Source organism: Dialister sp. i34-0019-2H8, from assembly GCF_042846925.1.
In the GTDB taxonomy this organism is placed as follows: Bacteria; Bacillota; Negativicutes; order Veillonellales; family Dialisteraceae; genus Dialister.
Genome location: NZ_BAABYQ010000001.1, coordinates 1,155,277 through 1,177,816, shown reverse-complemented (window position 1 = coordinate 1,177,816; position 22,540 = coordinate 1,155,277). Strand labels below are relative to the sequence as shown.

The window sequence follows — 22,540 nt, the reverse complement described above, 5'->3', positions numbered from 1 at the left end:
GGTCATTGTTTCCCTGTTTCCCTTTTCAGCTCATCCATAAAGTCAGCCATCCAGTCTGTCATTGTCCCTTTGATAAGTGCCTTATGGATATGGAGCTTGGCTGGAGATCCCGGAAGGAATTTCAGATACGGGAGCCATGTCTTTGGAAGCTTCATCGGATCCCACCCATGCATGAAGCTTTCATCAGCCCAGGTGACAAGGAGGCTGTCCCCCTCGTCGATGATGCTTCCGATCCCCAGATGACGTGCTTTCACACGGATTTCCGAGATACGGAAGAGCTTCTCCGCCGGCTGGCTTGGCGTACCGAAGCGATCGATCACCTCATCGATGAGATCGGTGAGTGTTTTCTCATCTTCTATCGCCGCAAGGCGTCGATAGATCTCCATCTTCTGTTCCTGATTTGCGATATATCCGCTGTCAAGATACGCATCCTGACGGAACTCGATCGTGGTATTCGGCAGCTTCTTCGGTACAGGCCGGTTCTCACGGACGGCGCGCAGTCGCTCCACCGCTTCTTCAAGCATGGAGCAGTATGCCGCAAAGCCGATGCTGGCGATATTACCATGCTGCTCTCTCCCGAGAAGATTCCCGGCACCGCGGATCTCCAGATCCCGCATGGCGACTTTGAAGCCGCTTCCGAGCTCGGTGAATTCACGGATCGTATCCAGTCGTTTTTCTGCCACCTCGGAAAGCACCTTCCCCCGCCGGTAGAAGAACCACGCCCGCGCGATCTTTTCAGAACGACCGACGCGCCCTCGCATCTGATAGATCTGTGAAAGCCCCAGGCGGTCAGCATCATAGACAAGCATGGTATTCGCATTCGGCTGGTCCAGACCATTCTCGATGAGCGTCGTGCAGAGAAGGACATCATACTTTCCCTGATAGAAATCGAGCATGACTTTTTCGAGCTGCCGCCCTTCCATGCGCCCATAGGCGATGCCGATGGTCACATCTTCGGGAAGAATGCTTCGCAAATGGTCAGCCATCGCTCCGATTGTTTCGATGCGGTTGTAGACGAAGAACGTCTGCCCGCCTCGCTCTTTCTCATGGAGAATGGCATCTTTAACGATATGGTCATCGTACTCCGTCACATACGTCTGGATCGCATGGCGATTCGATGGCGGCGTCGTGATCGTCACCATATCGCGGACGCCGGTGAGACTCATGTGAAGGGTACGAGGTATCGGTGTCGCAGACAGTGTCAGCACATCGATGCCGGATACCAGAGATTTCCACTTCTCCTTCTGCACGACACCGAAGCGCTGCTCTTCATCGACGACGAGAAGCCCTAGCTTCTTCGGATGCACCTTCTTATTCAGGACCGCATGGGTACCGATGACCACATCCAGCGTGCCGCTTTCCATCTCCTGATAGATGCGGTTCTTTTCCTTGGCTGTCGTGAAACGGTTCAGTACTGCCAGACGGACGCCGAAGCTTTCCATCCGTTCCTTGAAATTCTTATAATGCTGCTCCGCGAGGACCGTCGTCGGGCAAAGGACGAATGCCTGATAGCCGGACATGATGCATTTGAAGACAGCTCGCATCGCGACTTCCGTTTTTCCAAAGCCCACATCTCCGCATAGGAGCATATCCATCGGCATCGGTTTTTCCATGGCTTTTTTGATGGCATCGATCGCGAGGAGCTGATCTGTCGTTTCCACATAGGGGAATGTGTCTTCGAATTCACGCTGCTCAGCCGTATCCGGGGCAAAAGCGATCCCCTGCGTGATCTCACGCTTCGCATAGACGGCAAGCAGCTTTTCTGCCAGTTCCTCGATGGACTTTTTGGCCTTCGCCCGCGCCTTCGTCCACGCGCTGCTCCCCATGTCATGGAGCTTCGGCGTTTCCCCTTCCGGGCCGATATATTTTTCCAGCGAAGAAATCTTTTCGACGGGAAGATAGAGCTTGTCATTTCCCGCATACTGGATCGTGATATAATCCCTGTGAATGCCGGAAAGCTCGATGGTACGGATCCCGAGGTACTTGCCGATACCATGCGTGGCCTGCACGACATAGTCGCCGGGATTCAGATCTGAGAAATAGCGGATCTGCTTCCCCTTCGGACCAGAACGCACGCGGCGCACCTTCTGCTTCCCCAGTACATCTCCCGCTGTAATGACAGCCAGTGTATCATCGGTAAGCTCAAAGCCTTCCGACAGAAGGCCATGGATCAGCGTGACCTTCCCCGCCTCCAGCGTGCGGCTCTGTGGGATGTGAAAATCAGAAAAAAGCGCGGAAAGCTCCCTTTCCTCCGAGGGCCGGGGAGCGAGAGAGAGGACTTTCCATCCCTTTGCGAGCAGATTTTTGAGATCCTCCATGAAGATCGGGATCTGCCGCTGGTAGTTCGTCATGGTGTGACCTTGCCATGCCACATCCCGCTCCGTATCAAAGCCTGTCAGTTTTCGCTTGAGCAGAGTGCATACGATTTCCTTATTCTTCGCCTTGCGCGCCTGTCCGATGACCTCTTTCCAGGATAGCGCCGCTTTTTTATGCGCGGCATCCTCCTTGAAGTATCGTTTCAGCGATTCTTCGCACCGCTGCGGTTCATCATAAAAGACAAGAGCCTTCGAAAGGTACGAGAAAACAAGCGCCTCTCCCCCGCCCTGTTCGTCAAGCGGCAGGAAAAGCTGCGATTTTCTGTCATCGATAGAGCGCTGCGTATCCTCATCAAAAAGCCGCACGCTGTCGACTTCATCATCGAAAAGCTCGATGCGGACAGGATGCTCTTCATTGATAGGGAAAATGTCGATGATGTCGCCGCGCACCGCAAAATGACCGCAGCGCTCGACCTGATCCACCCGTTCATAGCCGGCAGACGTCAGCTTCTCCTGCAAAGCGTTCCATCCGATCTCCTCTCCGACAGAGACCTGAAATGCACTCTCCTCCAGCTGCGATGGGCTGACCACCTTCTGCGCCGCTTCCACGGCCGTAGCAAGGATGATGCCAGGTCTTCCTGTCAGCATGGCTCCCAATGTCCGCATTCGGTCACGCAAACGCTCCGAACCGGAGAATGTCACCTGAAAGCCGGTCTCTTCGACAAGTGGAAAGGAATAAATGGGTGTCTCCGGCAGAAAAAAAGCAAGGTCTTCCTCCCAGCGGAAAATATCCCTCTGCTCCGGCACGACAACGATGGCCGTCCCGAAAGACTGCATGGCCGCCGAGAGTGCCAGCGCCTTCTGCGAACTTGTGATCCCCATCAGGACTGTCGGAGAAGAAGCGGGATCCATCTCCCAGGAATGAGACAGCCGCGCCGCGCACTCTTTCGCAAGCTGCGGCCCCATCGCGGTATCCATCACAAAAGGCGGAAGCGCTGCCGCAGCAGCCGCCGCACGCACATCTGCGATCATCGGGATCTTTTCAGTCATTCTTCTCCCTCCCAGCCATACGCTGTCCGCTTGACCTCTTTCTCTCCATGAAGCGTCCAGATACGAGATAGGATGGATGTCCCCTGATACATGAAATCCGGGCAGACATCCGCCATCGGGACCAGCACAAAAGGCCGCTCCCAGAAATAGGGATGCGGCAAATGAAGAAATGGGGTATCACTCTGGATGCCGTCACTGTAAATCAGATCCAGATCCAGCGTCCTCGGCCCCCAATGCACATCGCGGGTGCGTCCGAACTGTTTTTCGACAGACAGCAAAAGCGCCATCAAATCTTCGGCAGGCCCTTCCCAGCTGATCTCCATGACAGCATTCAGAAAGACGGGCTGGTCGGTTTTGCCCCAAGGCAGCGTCTCATAGATGGCAGACTTCTTCTCGATATGAAGTCCCTCTGCCGCCTCAAGCGTTACAGCCGCCTGCCTCAGAATGGCCAGTGAATTCCCCTGATTGGACCCAAGGGAAATGATATATTTTTGATTCATTTTTCTCTCTTTTTGGTCAGTGTCACTGATACATCGTCCAGAATCCCGGGAATGGGAGAACCTGGTTTGTGAACCGTGGTCGTAATCTCATCTACCAGCGGAAAAGCAGCAAGAACATCTGCATTGATGACGCCGGCGAGGCGTTCCAGCAGCTTGTAAGGGCCGCCCTCCGCCCGTTCTTTCACCATCTGGTACACCGCTACATAATTCACAGAGTCTTCGAGACAGTCCGTCTCTCCGACCTTGGATAAATCAAGATGCAGCTCCACATCAATATAAAAACGCTGTCCTAATTTCGTCTCCTCCGGCTCATCACCGTGATAGCCGAAAAAGGCCATGCGAGTCAGTTTGATTGTATCCATGCGTATCCCTCATTCGTTATAAAAGATCAATGCCCAGCAGTAGAGACATCACGCCCTCCCCGGGAGCGATGCCCCAAGGAAACACGTCAGTTCCCGTCGGACAGTACTTCGATCGCCTTCTGATAGACAGAGTCAGTGGAGGGATCGAAAGGAAATCCTGTCTGCGAGACTTCAATATCCGGATGGATGCCCACCTTGTCGATCGTCTTCCCAGAAGGCGTCCGATACTCTGCGATAGAAATCTTGAGTGCCTTCTGCTCACCGGCATCAAAGACCGCCTGCACCGTCCCTTTGCCATAGGAATTTTCCCCAATGATGGTTCCTTCCTGTTTATCCTGCACCGCACCAGCCAGAATCTCAGAAGCACTGGCACTATTCTTATCGATCAGGACAACCATCGGCAAAGGATCCTCTATTCCCTCGATATCATAGGACTCTGACTCGCCATTCTTGGTGTGATAGCTCACGACCGTTCCCTTGGTGAGTATCTGATTCGCCACATCAGTCACTGCATAGATCATCCCGCCCGGATTCATGCGAACGTCAATGATCAGTTTTTTGGCTCCGGCGATCTTCAAAGAAGCGAGCTGGTCACGGAAATCATCGGCGGTGTGCTTCCCGAAGGAGAAAATATGAATGTAGCCAATATCGTCACCGGCCATCGCACTCTGCACCGTCGGCATGGAGATCTCTGACCGTTCCACGGTAAAATGCAAGGCTTCGCCATTGCGTTCGACATCCATCTCTACCGACGTTCCTTTTTCTCCGCGGACAGCCGATGCCGTCCCTGTAAGCCCGAGCGCATCCGTTTCCTTGCCATCGATAGCAAGAAGTACATCTCCGGCAGCAAGCCCCGCATCATGCGCTGTACCATGGTCGAAAACCTTCAAAATGACCGGCCTGCTGCCCTCTCCCTGCCCCATGACGACGCCGATCCCGCCATATTCTCCCGTAGCGCTCTGCATGAAGGATTCATACGCATCTCCGGAAAGTACCATGGTATAAGGATCGCCGACAGAGGCAAACATCCCCTGCGATGCTCCGGCAAAGAGCGTCTTATCCTCTATCGGACGGAAGTAGTTCTGCTTGATCTCCTGAAAATCCAGCAGGAAAGTAATGAGTGCCTTCGGATCATCCGTAAAGTGGAATACCGCACCTCCAGCCAAAGATGCGGTACATACCACCCCCAGCACAAAGCCGGGCGCATAGTTTTTGAAAGAATGCCAGATTTGTTTTTTCATCATAAATATCCCATAGGATCGACAGCCTGCCCATTGATTTCCACTTCGAAATGGCAGTGCGGCCCCGTCGAGTTTCCGGTCGAGCCGGCAAAGGCAATGACGTCTCCTTTTGACACGGACTGCCCTTCCGATACATTGAGAGACTGGTTGTGCCCATACAGCGTCTGCATACCGCCGCCATGATCAATGATGACGGCATTGCCGTAGCCGCTGATCCAACCGGAATAAATGACAGTCCCGCTGTCTGCTGCATGGATCGGCGTACCATAGTCGACACCGATATCCATCCCCGAGTGATAGATGGTACGCCCGAAAATCGGATGGGTACGATATCCGTAGGGAGACGTGATGACACCGCTGCATGGCCAGGAAAGCTGTCCCGTGCCCTGCACATAGTTATCATCACTGCCGCCGCTTTCTTCCTGCTGCGCCTGCCTTGCGGCTTCAGCCTGACGGATGCGCTCCTGAATGAGGTCTTTGACCGCATTGGAACGGGCAATGAGATCCTGCTCCATCTGTGCTGCTGCCGCCTTATTGGCTTTCGCATTATCGAGGACTCTCTGCTGCTCGGCTTTCTTCTTCGCGACCTCTGCCTGTACCTTCTTCGCTTCTTCTGCCAATGCATCGAGCCGTGCCCGATCCTGCTCCAATTCGGCTTTCTTTGCTTCGATTTTTGCCTTCTGATCCTGGATCTCCAGAATCAGGCTATAGTCAGACTGGATGATGCGTTTCAAAAGTTCCAGTCGGTTCGCAAAATCGCTGAAGCTTTTCGCCCCCATAATGACTTCCAGATAATTCAGCTGACCAAATTTATAGATCGAACGCACACGAAGGTTCAGCACCTTTTGGCGCTGCTCCAGATAGGCCTGCGCTTTGCGGATCTCTTCCTCCGTCTGGCGGATCTCCGCATTCACTTTCGCCTGCTCGTCCTGAATGCTCTTCAGACGGGCATTCGCCGCATCAAGGTCTGCCTGAATGGCTTTCAACTTGACAGCGACATCTTCGATGACCTGCTGCCAGCTCTCCTGCGAAGAACGCGACTCATCGATCTGCCCCTGAATATCCTGCAGCTCATCCTCCAGATCGTCTGCGATCGAGGGAACCACCGCCCCTGTCAGCAGCAAAGAGGCGATCGCTGCCGAAAGTATCTTCTGATGTGTTTTCATAATTACACCTTCATATACTTACGGAGCGAAATGGCACTCCCCATGACACCGATCACAATGCCGGCCGCCAAAATAATGAGAGTGGTATATCCCATAAATGGCCATAGCGGAATCATCGGAATGAAGACAAGACCAGCTGCTGCCATTTCGGAGACGACCGTTTTATAGCCTTCCCACAGAATGAGCGAAGCAAATCCGGATCCTAAAAACCCGATGACCATGCCTTCGAAAAGGAACGGCCAGCGAATGAAGCCATTGGAGGCACCGACGTACTTCATGATCTGGATCTCTCTTCTTCTGGCAAAAACCGTAAGGCGGATGGTATTAGAAATGATAAAGAGCTCGGCACCGGCCAGGAAGATGATGAGTACGATCCCCGAGAGACGGATGACCTGTGCAACTTTATAAAGCTGTTCGATAATATCCTTCCCATACTGGACAGTCTCGACACCCTGATACTTGGCGACAACTTCCGCCGCTGTTTTCAGCTGCTCCGGCGTCTGGAAGGACATCTGGTACGATGCGGGGAGAGGATTGCCATTGATAGCATCGAGAAGCCCCTGCTGATCCCCCATGCGTTCACGGAAATCCTTCATCGCCTGGTCTTTGTTCGTGAATTTGATCTCCTTCATGCCGGGCTGCGCTTTCAGATACTTGCCGATACCCATGACCTGATCGGTCGTGAGTCCGTCCTTCAGATAAACCGTCATCTCGACCTGATTTTCAAGGTAAGACGCCATGTGGTTGATATTCAGCACGGCTGAAAGAAAGACGCCCAAGATAAACATAGATAATGTCACGGTCAGGACGGAAGCGATGGCCATGAAGCGATTTCTGAAAAGGGAACGGAATGTTTCACCCCAGAAATAGGATAATGAACTAAACATTCAGGTCATAGCCTCCCTTTTTAACATCATTCACGATATGCCCTTCTTCGATCATGACGACACGTTTATGCATCGCATTGACCAGATCCTTGTTATGAGTGACCATGATGATGGTCGTCCCCATGTGATTGATCTCGTTGAACAGCTTCATGATATCTTCCGACGTATTCGGATCCAGATTTCCTGTCGGTTCGTCCGCGATGAGAAGGATCGGCTGGTTCACCAGAGCACGGGCAATCGCCACGCGCTGCTGTTCACCACCCGAGAGCTTGGAAGGAAGCTCCTTCTCCTTTCCGCGCAGTCCGACCAGATCCAGCACACGCTGTACCTTCGGCTTGATCTCACGGCTCTTTGCCCCCGTAACGCGAAGAACAAAGGCAATATTTTCGTATACGGTCTTTTCGGAGAGCAGTCTGAAATCCTGAAATACAATCCCCAGCGTACGCCGATAGTATGGGATCTTACTGGATTTCAGCTTATTGATCGTAAGACCATTGACAACGACTGTGCCCTGTTCCGGCACCAGCTCATGCGTCAAAATTTTAACAAATGTCGATTTACCGGCGCCGGAAGGGCCCACGATAAAAACGAACTCCCCTTTGTCGATATGAATATTAATGTTACTGAGCGCGGTGTGTTTTGCATCGTACTGCAGGGACACCTGATCAAACGTAATCATTAAATCCTCACTTCCTGGCGATCAATGCGGCTGCTTCTTCCGCAATGTGTTCTGCGGTGAGACCATATTTTTCAAGCAGATCATCAGCCTTGCCGGATTCACCGAAGGTGTCTTCCGTTCCGATCATAGACATCGGTACCGGTTTATGGAGACAAAGTACCTCAGCGACAGCGCCGCCAAGCCCACCTTTTACCGTATGTTCTTCACAGGTCAGAATCGCACCAGTCTCTTCTGCCGCTTTCAGGATGGCTTTCTCATCGATCGGTTTGATGGAGCTCATGTTGATCACACGCGCAGAAATTCCTTTTTCTTTCAAAAGCTCTGCTGCTTTCACGGCTTTAGCGACCATGATACCGCAGGCGATGATGGTCACATCACTGCCGGAAATCGCTTCATAAGAAACGCCCGGAGTGAAGGTATAATCCTCTGGACAGATATCATCGCATTTCGCGCGGCCCATACGGATATACACCGGACCATGGTAGTCCGCTGCCCACTTGATCACAGCTTTCGTCTCAGCGGCATCAGCCGGAACGACAACCGTCATATTCGGCAGCGCACGCATGAGTGTAATGTCTTCGAGCATCTGGTGGGTCGCACCATCTTCACCGACCGTCAGGCCGGAATGAGTGACCGCCACTTTGACATTCAGTTTCGGGTAGCAGATGGAGTTTCTGATCTGTTCATACGCTCTGCCCGCACCGAAAACAGCAAATGTCGAAGCGAATGGGATCTTGCCAGCCGCAGCAAGACCCGCTGCCACGCCCATCATATTCCCTTCAGCAATGCCAGTATCGAAGAAACGATCCGGATATGCTTTGGCAAAAACCTGCGTCTTGGTGGATGCAGAGAGGTCAGCATCCAAAACTACGATATCAGGATTTACAGCACCGAGTTCTTTCAGTGCTTCACCGTATGCGTCACGAGTTGCCTTACCCATCATTCTGCCTCCACTGCTTTAATAAATCTTTCACATTCTTCTTTGCTTGGTGCCTTGCCATGCCAGCCGACCTGATTTTCAATTTCCGGTACGCCTTTGCCCTTGACCGTCTTCATGACGATCATGGTCGGTTTGCCGGAAATGGTCTTTGCCTCTTCAATGGCTTCATGAAGTTTTTCCATATCATGCCCATCGGTTTCAATGACATGCCAGCCAAAAGCCTGGAATTTTTCTCCGATAGGAAGTGAGGACATGACCTCTGTGATCGGTCCATCGATCTGCAGCCCGTTGTTATCTACGAAAGCCGTCAGATGGTCGAGCTTGTAATGCGCCGCATACATGGCTGCCTCCCAGACCTGTCCTTCTTCGAGTTCGCCATCCCCCAGGATCGCATACACTCTCCAGTCAGCCTTGTTCATCTTGGAAGCAAGCGCCATACCGCAGGCAGCGCTGATGCCCTGTCCCAGAGAGCCGGTCGTCATGTCGACTCCCGGTGTATGTTTCATATCCGGATGCCCCTGCAGCATATGACCTGCCTGACGAAGGGTATCCAGCTCTTCTTTGGGGAAATATCCTTTTTCAGCCAGTACGGCATAGAGGGCCGGTGCTGCATGGCCTTTGGAGAGGACCAGACGGTCACGGTCAGCCTTCTTCGGATCTTTGGGATCTACCTTCATTTCATGGAAAAACAGTAAGGTCAGGATGTCCGCGGCGGAAAGAGAACCACCCGTATGGCCAGAGTTGGCTTTGGTGATCATTTTCAAAATGTCGATGCGTACATCTTTTGCCTTGCTTTTGAGAGCAGTAAGCTCTTCTGCTGTCAGCTGACTCATTTGTTTTCCTCCTTGTGATTCACTAAAGATTTCAATATTTTTACATTCTCACAAGCCTGTTTTCTCAGCTCGTCGACCTGCTTCCATTCTTCTAGCGAGGCCGGCGCATCCAGGAAACGGCAAGTATCCTTGTACAATGTTTCAGCATCCATATGATGAATCGAGCAGGATGCTTTTCTATGAATCAGTGCCAAGAAATTATCGATTTTCGGATCATAAGAGATACCCAGAAAAGGGACATGCATCAAAGCAGAGAAGATCATGGCATGCAGCCGCATACCCACGACGACATCCATATTTCCCATGAGTGAAATCAACTCTTCAATGCTGTAGGATTCTTTTAGCACATGGACTCGGTCGCTCTCTTCGATCTCTGCTTCCGCTGCGCGCTTGTCTTCCGGAAACTGCATCGGAATCAAGACGACCGAGCAGTCCTTCTCCCGGGTGAGCCGCTCGATATAGGCACGAAGCGGCTTCATCCAGCGAGAAGTATCCGCCCAGCTGCGTATGGCGATACCGACCCGTTTCTTCGAAGGGTCCACATGATTCCTTGCGAGGATTTCCTTCCCTTTCTCCAAAGAAACAGGATCAAGAGAAAGTACAGCGTCCGCCGTCGTATAAATGGTGCGATGTACCCCGAGTCGCTGAAGAAATCCCTTCGACTCACTGTCACGCACCGTGATGGCATCCACATGGTTTAATACATGCTTCAGTATAATACGGATGATCCGGTAACGCACAGGACCGATCCCCTGCGAATAGAGGAAGACCTGTTTCCGGAAAAGCACACCAACAATGATGATGGTGAGATAATAGATCATGCTTTTCCAGCTGGTCACATCCTGCAGCAGGCTCCCGCCGCCACTGATCAGGAGATCTGTCCGAAAAAGAGATGAGAGGATCGGCAGAATGCCGAAGCGAGGCACAGCCTTCACTCCGAATGTTCTTGCCGTATCCGAAGGATTTCCCGAGATCACAGTGATAGAGGGCGCGTTGAAGGTCTTCCGAAGCGCCTGTAGTATGGCAAGCAGCATCGCTTCATCCCCGGCATTATGAAATCCATAATAACCGGAGATCACAATATTATACTTTGCCATATCGTTCTCCAAAGAACTTCGTCAGACGGACAAGGATCATGACTGCAAGAAGTGCGCCCACCATAGAGAGCGTACCGGCGGCCAGACCATCCAGTCCACGAATAAAGCTAAGAATAAACGGACTCCTCATGTGTGCGAAAGTTTCCACCATAGATCCCTGCCCAATCGTCACGGCGACGATCAGGAAATAGTGCAGGAGCTGCGGCCATTTCCGATAGAGCGCAGCAAGAGAGACAAGCACAGCAGGATGTCCGAAGAGGAATTCCTTCTCTCTGGGGCGTGCATACATCACATCTTCGAGGAAACGGCGAAGCGCGATCTCAAACTGCGGAACAGGAGCCCCATTGTTACCACTACGCCCGATAAAGACAAGGCCGACAATGGCCAGAACGCCAAGTCCTGCAAGAAGTCCCAGACGAATCTGGATCGAGCAGAATTTCTTGACAAAAGAAACAAAATCCTTATCGGATGTCACAGTTTTTCCAAAGAATGGGAATTTCTGGATGTAGACAACGGAAATCAGAACCAGCGGCAACACAAAAGTCGCTTTGACGCCACGGAAATATTCCATTTCCAGAAAGAAACGGATATCGCTCAGAAGACCGCTGACGAAGCAGGCTCCGATCAACGAAAGGACCCCGCAGCCCCAAAGGATCATGACTGACTCGCCGAAGAGACGTCCCCAGCCGACTTCTGAAAAAGCCGTGTCTTTCTTTTTTAAGCAATACTGAAGGAAGAGAGACACAACGACAACAGGCGTGCAGACCGCCGCACCAAGTGCCAGAAGCTGCAGAAGGATATTCACATGGAGGATCCAGTAAAGCACTTCTGCCCCGATGACCCCCACCACTTCTATTGCCATTCCATACCGGGAAAGCTGCGGAATGAGTAAAAGCAAGGTTAGCACGATAAGAGATACCGCACCTGCCATAGCGACAGCGCGAAGCGGTTTCTCCGGGAAATAGGCATCCATCACAGAGGCTTTACCGACAGAAAAGCCATGATTTTCCAGACGATCCCTGACGCCGGCGATGTATGCCGCATTCGTCTCAGAGAGCGTTTTTCCATCCAGTGCAAACTTATACGATGGGAAAAGATTCATACGGATATTTCTTTCAATATCTGAAATGTAGAATCGAGCCGCTGCTTCTTTCTGATTCAGCTTGATCAGCTCATCCTTGGACATCGCATAGAGACGCACCAGATGGTAATCCGAATGACGCGCCATATCCAGCAGCCCTGCCTGCGGTTCAAAGCCGAGCTGACTCTGCGCTTCGATCATGACGATCGGGATGCGCCGCTGGTTGAGCCCCTCAGTGACTTCCTTCTGATATTCCTTGTAGCCGAAAACTTCTTTTCCCTGGAAAATGACACCGCTGACTTTATCCGAAGCATCGACCGCGTGGAAAAAATCATCGATGAAGGCCTTGGGCGCATGCGCCACATTAGCCGGACGAAGGACAACATAAAAGCCATGCGATCCGGCGCGTTTGACCGTATTTGTGAAAATGCCAAGCGGCATCGTCATGAATTTATCATAGACGCCAGAGACTTCAAGAGCTTCAACCCCATTTTCTGAAATCGCCTTGACCTCATCCCTGCTGTAAAGAAGCGAGAGATGGTCAGCCATTTCCTTAAAATAGGTGCTTCCATCCGCTGTATCCACCGGCTGGATATAGATCTTATCCGGCAGGATGCCCGAAATCTCCGGATGCCGCGCCTGAAATTCATAACCACGATATACACGAATGAAATTGTGATTTACGAGCTTTTCCGGGGTTTCATCATAGACCGCAAGCGAAGTCACACCATTTTTACGATACAGCTCAAAAAGCGCATCTGTGGTGGTTCGCTCAACAGCTGCACTATCCAGGATATTGTTATAATCGTAGACCATTTCAACGGTCTGGGCAGCCGCTTCTACATGGTAACGCTGCCAGGAAATCCAGGCTCCCGCCATGGCTCCGATCAGAATCAGAACGGCTAGCAGTTTGAAGACGGTCTGTTGTAAACCTTTCATTCTATCCATCCTTTTACTTTGCTTTGATGTTGAATTTGTTCTGTTTCAGGAAGCCTTCAATGAAAGGATTCAGATCCCCATCCATGACGCCCTGGATATTGCCCGTTTCAATGCCCGTCCGGTTATCCTTGACAAGGGTATACGGCTGGAATACATAGGAACGGATCTGGCTGCCCCATTCGATCGCCTGCTGCTCGCCTTCGATGTCTTTGGTCATCTGTTCGCGTTTCTTCAGCTCGAGTTCATACAGCTTGGCACGGAGAAGACGAAGACACTGTTCCTTATTCTGGAACTGGGAGCGTTCATTCTGGCAGGCAGCGACGATCCCCGTAGGAATATGAGTCATTCGGACAGCCGAGCTCGTCTTATTGATATGCTGTCCGCCGGCACCGCTGGAACGATAATAATCCACACGGACATCTGCCATGTTCAGATCGACTTCGACATCATCACTGATTTCCGGCATGACATCCACGGCGGAGAAAGACGTATGACGACGTTTCGCCGCATCAAAAGGAGAAATACGGACAAGACGGTGGACCCCTTTTTCGGATTTCAGGAATCCGTAGGCGTACTTGCCTTTGACCATGTATTCCGCACTCTTGATACCGGCTTCATCGCCAGGAAGCATATTCAGCTCCTCGATAGCAAAGCCTTCCGCTTCTGCCCATTTGATATACATTCGGATCAGCATCTCGGTCCAGTCCTGGGCTTCGGTACCGCCTGCCCCGGCATGGAACGTGATGATGGCATTGTTCGCATCATAGGGTTCGCTCAGAAGAAGCTCGATTTCCTTTTTATCAAGGATCTCTTTCAGCTCATCAAGCTCTGCCTTAATTTCCGGCTCCATCCCCTGATCATCTTCCTCGATGGCAAGATCCAGAAGATCCTTCAGGCTTTCTGCTCTGTCAAAGAGGCGGGTGTATGTATCATAGGCATCCTTGGCTTCTGTTGCTGCCTGTGAGATCTCACGGGCTTTATCTGCATCATCCCAGAATGTCGGATCACTCATCTGAATATCGTAACTTGCAATTCTTTCTTTCAGCTGAGGTAAGTCAAAGTGAATCCCTTATTTCTTTTTCATGATTCAGCAGGTCTGTCAAGGTTTTTTTCAAATCTTCCAACATCTGATAGTCATCTCGCTTTCTGTTTTGTGATTATTTTTTAATACTATAAAATAAAACAGCAAATCATCAGGCTGCCAGGTGGCAGACTGATGAATAACATTTGCTGGATTACACAAACTAAATATAGCGGATCCTGATCAAGGTCATATCCTCGATCATAGAAAAACTGCTATTCGTGCTTATTTTTTCTCTTCAGCCGCTTCTGTCTCCGCATCTCCATTGTCGTCGACATAGTGCTCTTCGGCTTCCTTCAAATGATCCTCAGCTGCCGGAGCTTCCGGTTTTTCAAGGTGCGCCCCTTCTTCCGGATCTGTTGTAAAGCGGATCTGGATGTGATAGAGGTAAAGGATGATGGTTTCCATCATGGCCTGCTGCATTTCTTCGAAAATGTCGAACGCTTCAACCTTGTATTCTACGATCGGATTTCTCTGACCATAGGAACGCAGGCTGATGCCTTCCTTAAGCATATCCATGTCATCTAAGTGTTCCATCCACTTAGAATCGACGACCTTCAGCATGACCGCTTTTTCAAGTTCGCGCATCATAGGAGACCCAATGGATTCTTCTCTTGCATTGTATGTCTCATGAGCCATGGTTTTCAGCTTATCTTCGACTTCTTCACGACTCATGTCTTCGATTTCTTCAAGCTTCAGGTCGCCCGGAGCCAGGAAATATTTTTCCGCATACTTCAACAGGCCAGCGAAATCCCATTCTTCCGGATACAGCTTCGGATCAGCATAGGTCTCCATCCCCTTCTCGATGATGTTATCCACCATAGAAAGGATCTGGTCTTTCATGTCTTCGCCTTCAAGGATCTTTCTGCGCTGGTCATAGACGACTTTACGCTGCTGGTTCATGACATCATCGTATTCCAGGACGTATTTACGAATATCAAAGTTGCGTGCTTCGACACGTTTCTGTGCTTTCTGAATGGCATTTGAAACCATGCGGCTGTTGATCGGTTCATCTTCTTCAAGGCCCATCTTTTCCATAAAGCTCTTGATGTTATCCCCGCCAAAGATACGAAGCAGGTCATCTTCCAAAGACAGGAAGAACTGGCTGGAACCCGGATCCCCCTGACGGCCGGCACGTCCACGGAGCTGGTTATCGATACGGCGGCTTTCATGTCGTTCCGTACCGATAATGGCAAGCCCGCCAAGTTCTGCGACGCCTTCACCCAGAGAAATATCGGTGCCTCGGCCTGCCATGTTCGTCGCGATCGTGACCGCGCCCTTCTGACCAGCCAGCGCAACAATGGCAGCTTCTCGTTCATGGTACTTCGCATTCAGGACAGAGTGCGGAATGTTCGCCTGATCAAGCATATGCGAAAGTTCTTCAGACTGCTCGATAGATGTCGTGCCGATCAGTATTGGCTGCCCCGTCGCATGACGGCGCTCTACTTCTCTGACGACCGCTTTATACTTACCGCGTTTGTTCTTGAAAATGACATCCGGCAGATCCTTACGCTGGATCGGCTTGTTCGTCGGTACCTGAAGGACTGGCAGCCCATAAATTTTAATGAATTCCTGCTCTTCCGTCTTCGCCGTACCGGTCATACCTGCCAGCTTGTCATACATACGGAAATAGTTCTGGAAAGTGATCGTCGCTAGCGTCTGGCTTTCACGCTGTACTTCAAGCCCTTCCTTGGCTTCGATCGCCTGATGCAGACCATCGGAATAGCGGCGGCCATACATGAGACGGCCGGTAAATTCATCAACGATAACGACTTCCCCGTCCTTGACTACATAGTCTTTATCGCGGGTCATCATGGTCTGTGCACGGAGTGCCTGGACAAAGAGATGATTCAGCTCCAGATTCTCTGCATCATAGAGGTTCTCTACATGCAGCAGCTTTTCCATCTTTGCCACACCGGCTTCGGTCGGTGCTACCGTCTTCTGCTTCTCATCGATGGTGTAGTCTTCCTCTTTTTTCAGCTGTGGGACGAGTTTGGCGACGGTGTAGTAGTCATCTGTCGATTTCTGCCCCGGACCGGAAATGATCAGCGGTGTACGAGCTTCATCGATCAGGATGGAGTCCACCTCATCGATCAGGCAATAGTGTAGCGGGCGCTGTACCATCTGATCGAGGGAAGTGACCATGTTATCACGCAGGTAATCAAAACCGAATTCATTATTTGTTCCGTAGGTGATATCCGAATTGTATGCGATTTTTCTCTGGTTGAAATCCAGATCATGAATAATAAGGCCGACGGAGAGACCCAGAAATTTGTATACCTGTCCCATCCATTCGCTGTCTCGTTTCGCCAGATAATCATTGACGGTAATAACGTGGACGCCCTTTCCTTCCAGCGCATTCAGATAGACCGGTGCTGTAGCAACCAGCGTCTTGCCTTCACCGGTACACATCTCAGCGATGTTTCCACGATGCAGAATAATACCGCCAATCAGCTGGGTATCGAAGTGACGCATCCCCAGCACGCGGCGAGAGGCTTCACGAATGACCGCAAAAGCCTCCGGTAGGATATCATCCAGTGTCTCACCCTTGGCAAGACGTGCTTTGAATTCATTGGTTTTGTTCGCCAGAGAAGAATCGCTCAGCTTCTTCAGACCATCCTCCAAAGGATTGATCTGTTGCTCTACAATTTTACGGATCTTTTTGATTTCCTTCTCATTGGATCCATTGAAGAGTCTGTCAAAAAACTTATCAAACATGGACACAGCTCCTTTTATAGTACAAGCGTTGTAAAAGTGATGGTAAAAGAAATCAGGAAGGAGACCCCGATACAAGCATGACCGAGTAAACTCACAAGAATATTCATTTCTTTTTATACCATCAGTAATTCTATACCTACATACTATTTCATTTTAACAAACTCGTAGGCTATAGTCAAAAAAGGAGCGGAAATTTCCGCTCCTTTTTTATAAAAAATCAGCTTTTCTTATTTTTCAGCATCGATCAGGCCATATTTGCCATCATCTCTGCGATATACGACAGCCATCGCTTCCGTATCCGAATTGAAGAACATGAAGAAGTTGTGTCCCAGAAGATTCATCTGCAGAATGGCTTCTTCCGGCGACATTGGGCTGATATTGAAGTGTTTCGTCTTCACGATCTCAAAATCAGCATCCGCCTGTGCAGCGATCGGTTCTTTTTCCAGAACAAACTGACGGGACAATGTATTCTTTTCTTTGAATTTCTTTGCCAGACGAGTCTTATATTTATGAATCTGACGTTCCACCTTGTCGAAAACGAGATCGATAGATTTGTACATATCATCAGATTTTTCGACACCACGAAGAATGACGCCGTCTACGAAAACTGTAGTTTCACAAGTTTTGGTCATATTGGAAATACGGAGTAATACATTAATCTTTATCGGTTTATCGAAGTACCTCTGGATCTTACCTGTATGCTTTTCTACATAGGAATGCAGCGCATCAGTCATTTCAAGATTCTTGCCTCTAACTGTTAATTCCATAATGAAATCCTCCTTTCGTGAATAAGCTCTTGCTTATCCTTCTATGTATATTATACATGATATCTCATTTTTATCAAATCAAAAAATTCTATAGGACTCGACGAAAAGTCATGGATTGACAGAATAGGGTTTATACGAACGTGTGAATAATGTGTATAAAAGGGAAAATTCGAGATCCGGATCTGGCGACGATCGTCAGAAAAGCGGAAAAGTCAGAATCCTTCAGGCGCAAAGCAGAGGCAGATCCAACCGGCTGCAAAGATACAACATTCACCGATTTCCCCCTCGTACATCTCAAAGCCCTAATCTTCATTAGTAAACCTTGCAATCATTTAAAAAGCAGCACCCCATTCCCATGGGGTACTGCTTTTTATTGAGGAAGCACTGTTCAAATCGTTATCCGCGTTTCCTTAAAACTCTATTCCTTTTCTTGCACGGATGCCTTTCTGGAAAGCATGCTTCACAAGCGTCATCTCAGTCACTGTATCTGCAAGATCGATAAGCTGCTGCTCAGCATAGCGTCCCGTCAGAATCATATTGAGGCGCTCCGGTCTTTTCTGAATGAGCTCCGCTACTTCACCTGCAGAAATCATGCCAAAGTGAATGGCATAATTGATCTCATCTAAAACAATCAGATCCCATGCATCACTCATGACTTCTTTTTCGACCATCTGCCAGGCTTCCTTAGCCAGTTCCGTTTTCCGCCGGAATTCTTCTTCACTTTCTTTATCCTTATTATGGAAGATGAAGCCGTCCCCCATCGGCCGAATCTGGATGCGGTCATTTCCCTCACCCAAAGTTTCAACGGCTTTCAGCTCACCATACTTCCAGGCTCCCTTGATGAATTGAAGGATCAGCACCTTCTGGCCATCTCCCCAGGCGCGGATCGCTGTCCCCAGGGCCGCCGTAGTTTTTCCTTTACCGGTCCCTGTATTGATCAGAACCAGTCCTTTTTGTACAGTCATAGATTCGCCCTCATAAAAAGCATACATGATGCATCAGCGTCTGCGGTTCCACCGAAAAGTACCATGCCCAATCGTAAACTGCGTACTTCTCGATGAAACCATTCTATTTGCGGCTCTTATTAAAGGCCTCACACGATGCGATCCATTTTTCTGCAGCTGTTGGATTTCCATCAAAGGAAAGGTGCAGATAGCTTGCCAGTACATTGTCCTTTGCATAGCCCTCGATGTGCCCCGCCTTCTGACGTGTCCCCTGAAGAGTATATGCCCAAGGGAAATCCTCTCCGCAGGAAAGGGTAGAGAAATGAAACTCATGCCCCTTCAGGAGATCCCCTTGATCTGCGATAACGCTCTTTCTAAGAGCCTTGCCAGTCACATAGCCCACACGCTGGAGTTTCTTCTGCATCTCGCAAACTCCGGGGACAAGGCCGACCATCTCATAGGAGTCTCCGTCAAAGTCTTGGATCTTCTCGCAAAGATACATCAACCCGCCGCATTCTGCATAGATTGGCATGCCGCATGCAGCCGCTTCCCGAATAGATGCTTTCATAGCCGTGTTTCCGACCAACTCATGAAGAAACATCTCTGGAAAACCACCGCCGAAGATCAGACCATCGACGTCAGGAATGCTGGAATCCCGGAGCGGACTAAAATCAACAAGCTCTGCGCCTTGCCGTTCGAGCGCTTCGAGACTGGCCGGATAATAAAAAGAAAAAGCTTCATCCCGCGCCACGCCGATGCGTACATTTTTAACCTTGAGTTTTGTTTCGCTTTCCTCGACTTCCAGCAGAGGAGCCTGCCTTGCCACGTTCAAGACTGCCTCTGTATCTACCCATTTTCCAGCAGCTTCCCCCATGTGCTCAATGAGCGCCTGCGTTTCAATTTCCGTCACGGGAGTAAGGCCCAAATGACGCTCCGGTGTCTGCAATGCATCGTCCCGGTGGAAAGCCCCCAGTACAGGCATATGGATCTTCTCCATGACCTCGCGCACCATCGCTTCATGTCGGTCTGTGCCCAGACGATTCAGGATGACCCCTGCGATATGGACATTCGGATCATATTCCCTAAAGCCAAGCGCCGTCGCAGCGATGCTGTAACCAACCGATTTGCAGTCGAGTACCAGCACCACAGGTGCCTTGAGTTTCTTTGCGATATCCGCAGTCGAGCTGATGCCATTCGCACCACCATCATAGAGCCCCATGACTCCTTCGATAATGGAAATATCCGCCCCTTTCGACAACGAGGCAAATGTAGGCACCAATCGGTCCGGCGGTGTCATCCAGGTATCCAAATTATAGGAATTTCGCCCGGCCGCCTTTCCATGAAATCCGGGATCAATATAGTCTGGACCTACTTTGAAAGGCTGTACAGCATATCCCTTGGAATGAAAATAAGCTAAGAGTCCGGTCACGATGGTCGTCTTTCCGACACCGCTGTTCGTACCGGCGATCACAATCCTTGGACGAGCGATAGATTCCATATTTATTTATCCTTTTTGGCAATGATGGTAGACAGATAATTGGGCTTATAATCTGCCGGAAGTCCGCCGATATCACGAATGACGATCTCATCAGGAAGTCCTGCGCGCGATACCATGACAGAACGCTCAAGCATGTGATGCTTTCTAAGCTCTTCCTGCACGAAAGCAAAGCTCTTGTATACTTTCATGATCACCGCATTATCGCAGGCAGCCAGTGCCTGATCAAATTTCTTCGGGTCACAGGTCGCCGGAATGATGAGAACATTTTCCTCCCATTCTGTCACAGGCAGCCCGATATAGGATGCAATGCCGAGAAAAGCAGGGATCCCCGGAATCGTCTCGACTTCATATTCTTCAGAGTCTTTGAACTCATTGAAAATATACATATATGTGCTGTAGAGCATCGGATCACCCAGAGTCAGGAAAACCAGATTCTTCCCTTCATCCAATTTTTCCTGAATCAGCTTGCGGTTGATTTCCCACTGCTTATTCACAGCCTCCATGTCAGTATTCATCTGGAAGACCATCGGGAAAATTTCAACGGTATCCGGGATATAGGGCTTTGCGATATTAAAAGCAACAGACCCTTCCTTTTTCTCCGTCTTTGGTGTGATGATCATATCTGCATGCTCGATAGCTTCGACCGCCTTGACAGTCAGAAGTTTTGAATCTCCCGGACCTACACCAATGCCATATAATTTACCTTTTTTCATCATAAACCTCCTCAAAATGATTATGAAACAGTTATAGGGAAAGGGGTTCCCTTAAAAATTGCTGTTATACACTATTTTATTGTACCATATTTTGTTAGAAATTGATATGAAAGCGCACAGAGGCTCGCGAATTGTTAAGTTCTGCAGAATATTGAAACTTCATGACTGCCCGATTCCGCTTGTATATCGTCATGATATCGCGGAAATCTCCATTTACAGAAAGTGATATAAATGAAAAAACAAGTATTATATTTATATATTATATTATATATATTATTTATGAAGAAAAACTATTGTACATGGCATTCAAAACTGTTACCATGAAGAAAACATGAAATTCGTCAAAGCGCGGCACTTCATAGCCGCACGCAAAGGAGCTTTCTATGACAGCTTTTCTTATCAACTGGTACCCGCTGCTGTGCCTTCTTTTTGTTGCCATCGGCTACGGGATTTCTTTTTTGAAAAAGAAATCCCCCTTCGCAGCCATTCTTCTGCTATACGCGATTCTCTTTTTCAGTCTTTATGCCTTTCTGCAGGTTCTTCACGCAGACAGCGTCGCGCCCTTCTGCTTTACCGGTGTCATGCTCATCGATCTGCTCTTCTGGAATGAAAAAAGATGATACAGGCATGTGGACAGAAAATGCGCCTATGAGCATGCTCTCTCTTGACCCTTTATCCCATATGTTATACTAGTAAGGTATTTTAAAATCAAAAGAATAAGGAGGCCTTTATGAATATTCTTGTCACCGGTGGTGCCGGCTATATCGGTTCCCACACGGTCCGCGCACTGGCAGCTGCTGAAGGACTGACGCCAGTGGTTTTCGATAATCTCTCCACAGGACATGCAGAGTCCGTGCCTGAAAGTGTGACACTCGTCAAAGGTGACATACACGACATTGATTTCGTCGCTAAAACCCTCGAAACATATAAAATCGACGGTGTCATCCATTTCGCAGCCTATTCACTTGTCGGAGAATCCATGGTGGATCCTGCCAAGTATTATACAAATAACGTCGAAGGGACGCTCCACCTGCTTCTTGGCATGCAGAAAGCAGGCGTCTCCAAGATCGTATTCTCTTCCACGGCCGCGGTATACGGCGAACCCGAAAAAACGCCGATTGAAGAAGATTTCCCGCATAATCCGACCAATGTCTATGGACGCACAAAGCTCGTCATAGAGCATATGATGCGCGACTTTACGAATGCTTACGGTCTCTCTTATGTGGCTCTGCGCTACTTCAATGCTGCCGGTGCTGCGCTGGACGGCACGATCGGGGAGGATCACAATCCGGAGTCTCACCTGATCCCTCTCATTCTGAAAACCGCACAGGGGGTGCGCGACCACATCGCAATCTACGGCACGGACTACCCGACGCCAGACGGAACTTGCATTCGTGACTATATCCATGTCGTGGATCTTGCGGATGCACACATACTTGCCATGCAGTACCTCTTACGGGGCGGCGAAAGTACCTATTTCAATCTTGGCAGTGAAAACGGCTTCTCTGTCCGCGATATCATCGACACCACCAAAGAAGTGACGGGCATTGATTTCAAAGTGACAGAAGAAGCGCGCCGCAGCGGCGATCCCGCTGTACTTATCGCCTCTTCCAGAAAGTGTAAGGCTGTCCTCGGCTGGCATCCCACCCATTCTGATACAAGGGAAATCATTGCTTCCGCCTGGAAATGGCATAAATCGCATCCCTATGGATATAAAAAGTAGGAAATG

Annotated in this window: 19 protein-coding genes; 2 read left to right on the top strand and 17 right to left on the bottom strand. The window is 49.9% G+C overall.

What is annotated here, in order from left to right; genetic code table 11:
- Positions 1-2 precede the first annotated feature (2 nt).
- The 17 genes from mfd to cobI all read right to left on the bottom strand — a co-directional run bounded on the left by mfd (position 3) and on the right by cobI (position 20,814).
- Positions 3-3,365, bottom strand: coding sequence for a transcription-repair coupling factor (gene mfd / locus ACGG9R_RS04935; RefSeq protein WP_390152183.1), 3,363 nt, complete (start codon positions 3,363-3,365; stop codon positions 3-5).
- Positions 3,362-3,865, bottom strand: a complete 504-nt coding sequence (folK, locus tag ACGG9R_RS04930; protein WP_390152181.1) for a 2-amino-4-hydroxy-6-hydroxymethyldihydropteridine diphosphokinase — start codon at positions 3,863-3,865, stop codon at positions 3,362-3,364. The genes mfd and folK overlap by 4 nt, the downstream gene beginning before the upstream one ends.
- The gene (gene folB, locus ACGG9R_RS04925; RefSeq protein ID WP_390152178.1) at positions 3,862-4,227 is read right to left on the bottom strand and encodes a dihydroneopterin aldolase; all 366 of its coding nucleotides are present in this window, start codon (positions 4,225-4,227) and stop codon (positions 3,862-3,864) included. The genes folK and folB overlap by 4 nt, the downstream gene beginning before the upstream one ends.
- Before the next feature lie 86 nt (positions 4,228-4,313).
- Complete coding sequence (locus tag ACGG9R_RS04920; protein ID WP_390152175.1) at positions 4,314-5,471, bottom strand: S41 family peptidase; 1,158 nt, start codon at positions 5,469-5,471, stop codon at positions 4,314-4,316.
- Positions 5,468-6,634 carry a murein hydrolase activator EnvC gene (locus ACGG9R_RS04915; RefSeq protein WP_022106644.1) on the bottom strand — a complete coding sequence of 389 codons (1,167 nt, stop codon included), beginning with the start codon at positions 6,632-6,634 and terminating at the stop codon, positions 5,468-5,470. Before ACGG9R_RS04915 ends, ACGG9R_RS04920 begins: the two co-directional genes overlap by 4 nt.
- Before the next feature lie 2 nt (positions 6,635-6,636).
- Positions 6,637-7,521: a permease-like cell division protein FtsX gene (gene ftsX, locus ACGG9R_RS04910; protein ID WP_022106645.1), complete on the bottom strand. Its 885-nt coding sequence runs from the start codon at positions 7,519-7,521 to the stop codon at positions 6,637-6,639.
- A complete protein-coding gene (gene ftsE, locus ACGG9R_RS04905; RefSeq protein ID WP_022106646.1) occupies positions 7,514-8,200 on the bottom strand; it encodes a cell division ATP-binding protein FtsE in 687 nt (228 codons plus the stop codon). Before ftsE ends, ftsX begins: the two co-directional genes overlap by 8 nt.
- A gap of 7 nt (positions 8,201-8,207) precedes the next feature.
- Positions 8,208-9,140: a transketolase family protein gene (locus tag ACGG9R_RS04900; protein WP_390155089.1), complete on the bottom strand. Its 933-nt coding sequence runs from the start codon at positions 9,138-9,140 to the stop codon at positions 8,208-8,210.
- On the bottom strand, positions 9,140-9,973 hold the full coding sequence (locus tag ACGG9R_RS04895; RefSeq protein WP_022106648.1) for a transketolase: 834 nt from the start codon (positions 9,971-9,973) through the stop codon (positions 9,140-9,142). The genes ACGG9R_RS04900 and ACGG9R_RS04895 overlap by 1 nt, the downstream gene beginning before the upstream one ends.
- A complete protein-coding gene (gene csaB, locus ACGG9R_RS04890; protein WP_390152171.1) occupies positions 9,970-11,070 on the bottom strand; it encodes a polysaccharide pyruvyl transferase CsaB in 1,101 nt (366 codons plus the stop codon). The genes ACGG9R_RS04895 and csaB overlap by 4 nt, the downstream gene beginning before the upstream one ends.
- Positions 11,057-13,090: a DUF5693 family protein gene (locus ACGG9R_RS04885; protein ID WP_390152168.1), complete on the bottom strand. Its 2,034-nt coding sequence runs from the start codon at positions 13,088-13,090 to the stop codon at positions 11,057-11,059. The genes csaB and ACGG9R_RS04885 overlap by 14 nt, the downstream gene beginning before the upstream one ends.
- Positions 13,091-13,103: 13 nt before the next feature.
- Positions 13,104-14,217, bottom strand: a protein-coding gene (prfB, locus tag ACGG9R_RS04880; protein ID WP_390152165.1) for a peptide chain release factor 2 whose coding sequence is annotated in 2 segments (ribosomal slippage) — positions 13,104-14,147 and positions 14,149-14,217 — 1,113 coding nt in all. Because the reading frame shifts where the segments join, the coding sequence is not laid out codon by codon here.
- Between the two features lie 179 nt (positions 14,218-14,396).
- Positions 14,397-16,889: a preprotein translocase subunit SecA gene (secA, locus tag ACGG9R_RS04875; protein WP_022106652.1), complete on the bottom strand. Its 2,493-nt coding sequence runs from the start codon at positions 16,887-16,889 to the stop codon at positions 14,397-14,399.
- A gap of 227 nt (positions 16,890-17,116) precedes the next feature.
- Positions 17,117-17,656 carry a ribosome hibernation-promoting factor, HPF/YfiA family gene (gene hpf / locus ACGG9R_RS04870; RefSeq protein ID WP_022106653.1) on the bottom strand — a complete coding sequence of 180 codons (540 nt, stop codon included), beginning with the start codon at positions 17,654-17,656 and terminating at the stop codon, positions 17,117-17,119.
- Positions 17,657-18,066: 410 nt separating this feature from the next.
- A complete protein-coding gene (gene cobO / locus ACGG9R_RS04865; protein WP_390152161.1) occupies positions 18,067-18,621 on the bottom strand; it encodes a cob(I)yrinic acid a,c-diamide adenosyltransferase in 555 nt (184 codons plus the stop codon).
- Positions 18,622-18,724: 103 nt separating this feature from the next.
- Positions 18,725-20,098 carry a cobyrinate a,c-diamide synthase gene (locus tag ACGG9R_RS04860; protein WP_390152158.1) on the bottom strand — a complete coding sequence of 458 codons (1,374 nt, stop codon included), beginning with the start codon at positions 20,096-20,098 and terminating at the stop codon, positions 18,725-18,727.
- A gap of 2 nt (positions 20,099-20,100) precedes the next feature.
- Positions 20,101-20,814 carry a precorrin-2 C(20)-methyltransferase gene (gene cobI, locus ACGG9R_RS04855; RefSeq protein WP_390152155.1) on the bottom strand — a complete coding sequence of 238 codons (714 nt, stop codon included), beginning with the start codon at positions 20,812-20,814 and terminating at the stop codon, positions 20,101-20,103.
- Between the two features lie 380 nt (positions 20,815-21,194).
- Between cobI and ACGG9R_RS04850 the strand changes: the two genes are divergently transcribed.
- Both ACGG9R_RS04850 and galE read left to right on the top strand, forming a co-directional pair.
- Positions 21,195-21,431 (top strand): hypothetical protein, encoded by a 237-nt coding sequence (locus tag ACGG9R_RS04850; protein ID WP_390152152.1) that lies wholly within the window; start codon positions 21,195-21,197, stop codon positions 21,429-21,431.
- A 110-nt stretch (positions 21,432-21,541) separates the two neighbouring features.
- Positions 21,542-22,534: a UDP-glucose 4-epimerase GalE gene (gene galE, locus ACGG9R_RS04845; RefSeq protein ID WP_390152149.1), complete on the top strand. Its 993-nt coding sequence runs from the start codon at positions 21,542-21,544 to the stop codon at positions 22,532-22,534.
- The last annotated feature ends 6 nt before the right edge of the window (positions 22,535-22,540 follow it).

Bases quoted from the DNA above. Each gene is read 5' to 3' on its own strand.
- ftsE (WP_022106646.1), bottom strand. From the start codon at position 8,200: ATGATTACGTTTGATCAGGTGTCCCTGCAGTACGATGCAAAACACACC.
- ACGG9R_RS04850 (WP_390152152.1), top strand. From the start codon at position 21,195: ATGACAGCTTTTCTTATCAACTGGTACCCGCTGCTGTGCCTTCTTTTT.
- ACGG9R_RS04895 (WP_022106648.1), bottom strand. From the start codon at position 9,973: ATGAGTCAGCTGACAGCAGAAGAGCTTACTGCTCTCAAAAGCAAGGCA.
- ACGG9R_RS04900 (WP_390155089.1), bottom strand. From the start codon at position 9,140: ATGGGTAAGGCAACTCGTGACGCATACGGTGAAGCACTGAAAGAACTC.
- ftsX (WP_022106645.1), bottom strand. From the start codon at position 7,521: ATGTTTAGTTCATTATCCTATTTCTGGGGTGAAACATTCCGTTCCCTT.
- ACGG9R_RS04860 (WP_390152158.1), bottom strand. From the start codon at position 20,098: ATGGAATCTATCGCTCGTCCAAGGATTGTGATCGCCGGTACGAACAGC.
- ACGG9R_RS04915 (WP_022106644.1), bottom strand. From the start codon at position 6,634: ATGAAAACACATCAGAAGATACTTTCGGCAGCGATCGCCTCTTTGCTG.
- cobO (WP_390152161.1), bottom strand. From the start codon at position 18,621: ATGACTGTACAAAAAGGACTGGTTCTGATCAATACAGGGACCGGTAAA.
- ACGG9R_RS04885 (WP_390152168.1), bottom strand. From the start codon at position 13,090: ATGAAAGGTTTACAACAGACCGTCTTCAAACTGCTAGCCGTTCTGATT.
- secA (WP_022106652.1), bottom strand. From the start codon at position 16,889: ATGTTTGATAAGTTTTTTGACAGACTCTTCAATGGATCCAATGAGAAG.
- folK (WP_390152181.1), bottom strand. From the start codon at position 3,865: ATGAATCAAAAATATATCATTTCCCTTGGGTCCAATCAGGGGAATTCA.
- csaB (WP_390152171.1), bottom strand. From the start codon at position 11,070: ATGGCAAAGTATAATATTGTGATCTCCGGTTATTATGGATTTCATAAT.
- galE (WP_390152149.1), top strand. From the start codon at position 21,542: ATGAATATTCTTGTCACCGGTGGTGCCGGCTATATCGGTTCCCACACG.
- ACGG9R_RS04920 (WP_390152175.1), bottom strand. From the start codon at position 5,471: ATGATGAAAAAACAAATCTGGCATTCTTTCAAAAACTATGCGCCCGGC.
- folB (WP_390152178.1), bottom strand. From the start codon at position 4,227: ATGGATACAATCAAACTGACTCGCATGGCCTTTTTCGGCTATCACGGT.
- mfd (WP_390152183.1), bottom strand. From the start codon at position 3,365: ATGACTGAAAAGATCCCGATGATCGCAGATGTGCGTGCGGCGGCTGCT.
- cobI (WP_390152155.1), bottom strand. From the start codon at position 20,814: ATGATGAAAAAAGGTAAATTATATGGCATTGGTGTAGGTCCGGGAGAT.
- hpf (WP_022106653.1), bottom strand. From the start codon at position 17,656: ATGGAATTAACAGTTAGAGGCAAGAATCTTGAAATGACTGATGCGCTG.